This is a genomic window from Roseiarcus sp. (genome assembly GCF_052145395.1).
Classification (GTDB): Bacteria; Pseudomonadota; Alphaproteobacteria; order Rhizobiales; family Beijerinckiaceae; genus Roseiarcus.
Genome location: NZ_JBKQOT010000380.1, coordinates 1 through 4,499, shown reverse-complemented (window position 1 = coordinate 4,499; position 4,499 = coordinate 1). Strand labels below are relative to the sequence as shown.

Below are 4,499 nucleotides of genomic sequence, written 5' to 3'. Positions count from 1 at the left end.
GCCAGACGCTGCCGGCAGGCGTTCGCCTGGAGGCGGTCGGCGACCAGTCGACGTTCGTCAAATCGGCGGTGTCGTCGGTCATTTTCGAGGGCGTGACGGCGGCGGCGCTGACCGGCCTGATGATCCTCGTCTTTCTGGGCAGCTGGCGGTCGACCTTGATCATCATGGTTTCGATCCCGCTGGCGATCCTGACTTCGGTGATCCTGCTCTCGGCGACGGGCGAGACGATCAACGTGATGACGCTCGGCGGCCTCGCGCTCGCCGTCGGCATCCTGGTCGACGACGCAACGGTCACGATCGAGAACATCAACTACCATCTCGAGCTGGGCAAAGACATCGAAAGCGCGATCATGGACGGCGCGCGGCAGATCGTCATTCCAGCGACCGTGTCGCTGCTCTGCATCTGTATCGTCTTCGTGCCGATGTTCAATCTCGGCGGCGTTGCGGGCTACCTGTTCCGACCGATGGCCAAGGCCGTCGTCTTTGCGCTCTTCGGCTCCTACGTGCTGTCGCGCACGCTGGTGAATACGATGGCGCGCTTCCTCCTCGCCCACCAGGCCGTGCACGGTCACGGCGCGCTCGAGGCGCCCACCCGCAATCCGTTCACGCGCTTTCAGCGCGGCTTCGACCGCCGCTTCGAAGCCGCGCGCGCTTTCTACCGCCGCCTGCTTCTGACCGCGGTATCTGCGCGGAGATTGTTCATCGTCGGCTTCCTGGCGGCCGTCCTGTGTTCGTTCGCGCTGACACCCTTTCTCGGGCGCAATTTCTTCCCGCCGATCGAGAGCCCGCAGATCGCGCTGCATATCCGCGCCCCGACGGGAACGAGAATCGAGGAGACCGCGTTGGAAGTCGATCGGATCGAGCAGGCGATCCGGTCGATCATTCCGCCCGAAGCGCTCAGGACCATCGTCGACAACATCGGCCTGCCGATCAGCGGCATCAACATGGCCTATTCCAACACGGGCACGATCGGCGCCTCCGACGCCGACATTCTGATCACGCTGGCCGACGGCCGGGAGGCCGGCGCGCCCGGCTACGTGAAGGCGATGCGCGAGACCTTGCCGCGCAAATTTCCCGGAACGGATTTCGCGTTCTTGCCTGCGGACATTGTCACGCAGATTCTGAACTTCGGTCTGCCGGCGCCGATCGACGTTCAGGTCGTCGGCCCGAACCTCGAGGCCAACCACGCCTATGCCGACAAGCTGCCGGCCAGGATCAAGACAGTGACGGGCGTCGCAGACGCCCGCATCCAGCAGGCCTTCAACGCGCCGACGCTCAACGTCGACGTCGACCGGACCCGCGCCGAACTGGTCGGGGTCAGCGAGCAGGACGTGGCCGAGAACCTGCAAGATGCGCTCGCGGGCAGCATCCAGACGGCGCCGACCTTCTGGCTCAATCCGAAGAACGGCGTGTCCTATCCGATCGTCGCCCAGACCCCGCAATACTGGGAGAATTCGCTCTCCACGCTCGAAAACATTCCGGACTCGCTCAGCTCTGACAAGCAGATCATCGGCGGCGTCGCCTCGATCAAACGGGGGGTCAGCGACGCGGTCGTTTCGCACTACGCGGTTGAGCCGGTCGTCGACATCTTCGCCACCAACAACGAGCGCGACCTCGGCGCCGTGTCCGCCGACATCCAGAAGATCCTGGACGCCACGCAAAAGGACGCGCCGAAGGGCTCGACCGTCGTCATTCGCGGCGCGACCCAGACGATGACCTACGCCTATGACCAGCTTTTCGTCGGCATCGCGTTGGCGATCGTGCTCATCTACTTGCTCATCGTCGTGAATTTCCAGTCCTGGATCGATCCGTTCGTCATCGTCAGCGCGCTGCCGACCGCGCTCGCCGGCATCGTCTGGATGTTGTTCGTGACCCGTACGACGCTGTCCGTCCCCGCGCTGACGGGCGCGATCATGTGCATGGGCGTGGCGACGGCCAACAGCATCCTCGTCGTCAGCTTTGCGCGCGAGCGCCTCGCGGAGGGCGCCGACGCGGCGACCGCCGCGATCGACGCAGGCTTCACCCGCTTTCGCCCGGTGCTGATGACGGCGCTCGCGATGATCATCGGCATGATGCCAATGGCGCTGAGCGCCGAGCTCAACGCGCCCCTGGGACGTGCGGTGATCGGCGGCCTCATCTGCTCGACGGTCGCGACCTTGCTCTTCGTGCCGGCCGTATTCCGGCTCGTTCACGAGCGAAAGCCAAAAGCGGCTGACCAGGCCGCCTCCAAACTCCATCTCGAGGCGTCCCCGACATGACTGAAGAGCATTCGGCCGGGCCCGCACACGAGCCGCCTCCCACTCATCGCCCGGTCAGGGCCGGGCGGGCGATCCTGCTGTTGATCGTCGTGGCGATCGCGGTCGCGGCCACCGGCGTCGTCGGGCGGCGCAAGGACGATGAGTCGCTCGCCAAGTGGACGCAAGAGCAGGCGATTCCGACCGTGGCGCTCGTTTCGCCCCAAAGCGGCGGGGAAGTCCGAGACCTGGTCCTTCCTGGAAACGTCGAGGCCTTTTACACCGCGGCGATTCACGCTCAGGTCAGTGGCTACGTGCAGGAGTGGCGGAAGGACATCGGCGCCAAGGTCCGGAAGGGTGACGTGCTCGCGGTCATCGAGACGCCAGAGCTCGACCAGAGCATCGCGGTCGCGGAGAGCCAGGTCGCCAAAGCGAAGGCGAATCTCGCGCTCGCCAAGGTGACGGCGGAACGGTGGAACTCGCTGCGCGCGTCCGCGGCGGTGTCGCAGCAGACGGTGGACGAAAAGACCGCCGACGCGCGCGCCCAAGCCGCCGAGGTCGACGCCGTTCAGGCGAACCTCGACCGTCTGAAGGCGCAGAAGGCGTTCGCGAACATCGTCGCCCCGTTCGACGGAATCGTCACCGTGCGCAATGTCGACGTCGGATCGCTCGTCAGGGCGGACGCCGCCAGCGGCGCGGAGCTGTTCGCCGTCGCCGACGTGCACGCCATGCGCGTCTATGTACCCGTCCCTGAGACCTACGCCGCCGAAATGAAAGACGGCATGAAGGCGACGCTCGACCTTCCCGAGTATCCCGACCGCAAGTTCGATGCGAAGATCGAGACGACCTCGCACGGCATCGATCAAAAATCCCGCACCCTGCTGGTCGAACTCCTAGCCGACAACAAGGACGGCGCTCTCTTCCCCGGCGCATTTGCCCGTGTGCATTTCCAGATCCCGCCCGATGCGAACATCGTCAGGGTTCCGGCGAGCGCGCTGATCTATCGCGACAACGCGATTCAGGTCGGCGTTGTGGACCCGAAGAACCGCGTCACTCTCAAGAAGGTCCAGATCGCGCGCGACTTGGGGACCGAGGTTGAAATTACGAGCGGCCTGAGTGAGGATGAACGGATCGTCGCCAACCCTTCCGACGCGATTGGCGACGGCGAAGAGGTCCGGATCATGAACGCTGAGACCGAAAAGCCGGATTCGTCGCCGGGACAGCAGCGCGCGAAAGCGAAGCCGACGGGCGATTCCGGGGAGATGGCGGCATCGGAGCGGGGCCGGGGTGAATGAATTTTCGGTTTTGGCTGACGGCGTCGATCGCGCTCGCGCTCGGCGGGTGCGATTTCGCGCCGCGCTATACCCTGCCCACGCCGTCGCTTTCGGCAAAGTTCAAGGACGCGACCGCGGAGGGCGCTCAGCTCCCCGCCAATGAGGAATGGTGGCGGACGTTCAACGACGCGACGCTCAACGGTCTTCAGGCGCACGTCGACTCCGCCAATCCCAATCTCGCCGCCGCGATCGCCGCCAACGATGCCGAACAGGCGCGCGCGCAAGCGGCCCTATCCGGGCTTCTTCCGCAGGCCGACGCGATCGGGCATGTCACCGCGAACAAGCAGTCGAACAACCGGCCGCTGCGCTCGGCGGGCCAGCCGACCTATTACGGCGACAACCTAATCGGCGCTCAGGCGTCCTACGAGGTCGACATCTGGGGACGGGTCCGCAATATCGCGGCCTCCGCCAACGCGACCGCCGAAGCCAGCGCGGAGGCGCTGGATCAGGCGCGGCTCGAGCTGCACGCGGAGCTTGCGCGCGACTACATCGACTTGCGCGGCCTGGACGACGAGGCAAAGCTCCTGTCGGACACGATCGCCATTTATCGTTCGGCCCTGGATCTGACGAAGTCGCGCCTTGAGGCGCAGATCGCGTCGCCGGTCGACGTCGATCGCGCCCAGACTCAGCTCAGCAGCGCCGAGGCGCAAGCCTCCGACCTTGCGCTGCGGCGCAAGCCTCCGACCTTGCGCTGCGGCGCACGGCGCTGGAGAACGCGATCGCGGCGCTGGTCGGCAAGTCGGCCGCGTCCTTTACGGTCGCGCGATCGGCGAGGCCCCTGCCGTTGCCCACGCGTCCCCGCGCCGTTCCGGCCGACGTGCTGCGGCGGCGGCCGGATGTCGCCGAAGCCGAACGCCTGACCGCTGCAGCAGATTTTGGCGTCGGCGTGGCGCGCGCCAATTTCTTTCCGAGGTTCACGCTCATCGCCATC

General features: G+C 65.9%; 3 protein-coding genes. All 3 read left to right on the top strand.

Annotated features, from left to right (window positions below; genetic code table 11):
* On the top strand, positions 1–2,258 hold a 2,258-nt coding region (locus ACLP25_RS12650; RefSeq protein WP_442469543.1), incomplete at its 5' end, for an efflux RND transporter permease subunit.
* Positions 2,255–3,529: an efflux RND transporter periplasmic adaptor subunit gene (locus ACLP25_RS12645; RefSeq protein ID WP_442469542.1), complete on the top strand. Its 1,275-nt coding sequence runs from the start codon at positions 2,255–2,257 to the stop codon at positions 3,527–3,529. The genes ACLP25_RS12650 and ACLP25_RS12645, both read left to right, overlap by 4 nt.
* Positions 3,526–4,428, top strand: coding sequence for a TolC family protein (locus ACLP25_RS12640; RefSeq protein WP_442469541.1), 903 nt, complete (start codon positions 3,526–3,528; stop codon positions 4,426–4,428). Before ACLP25_RS12645 ends, ACLP25_RS12640 begins: the two co-directional genes overlap by 4 nt.
* Positions 4,429–4,499: the final 71 nt, after the last annotated feature.

Bases quoted from the DNA above. Each gene is read 5' to 3' on its own strand.
- ACLP25_RS12640 (WP_442469541.1), top strand. From the start codon at position 3,526: ATGAATTTTCGGTTTTGGCTGACGGCGTCGATCGCGCTCGCGCTCGGC.
- ACLP25_RS12645 (WP_442469542.1), top strand. From the start codon at position 2,255: ATGACTGAAGAGCATTCGGCCGGGCCCGCACACGAGCCGCCTCCCACT.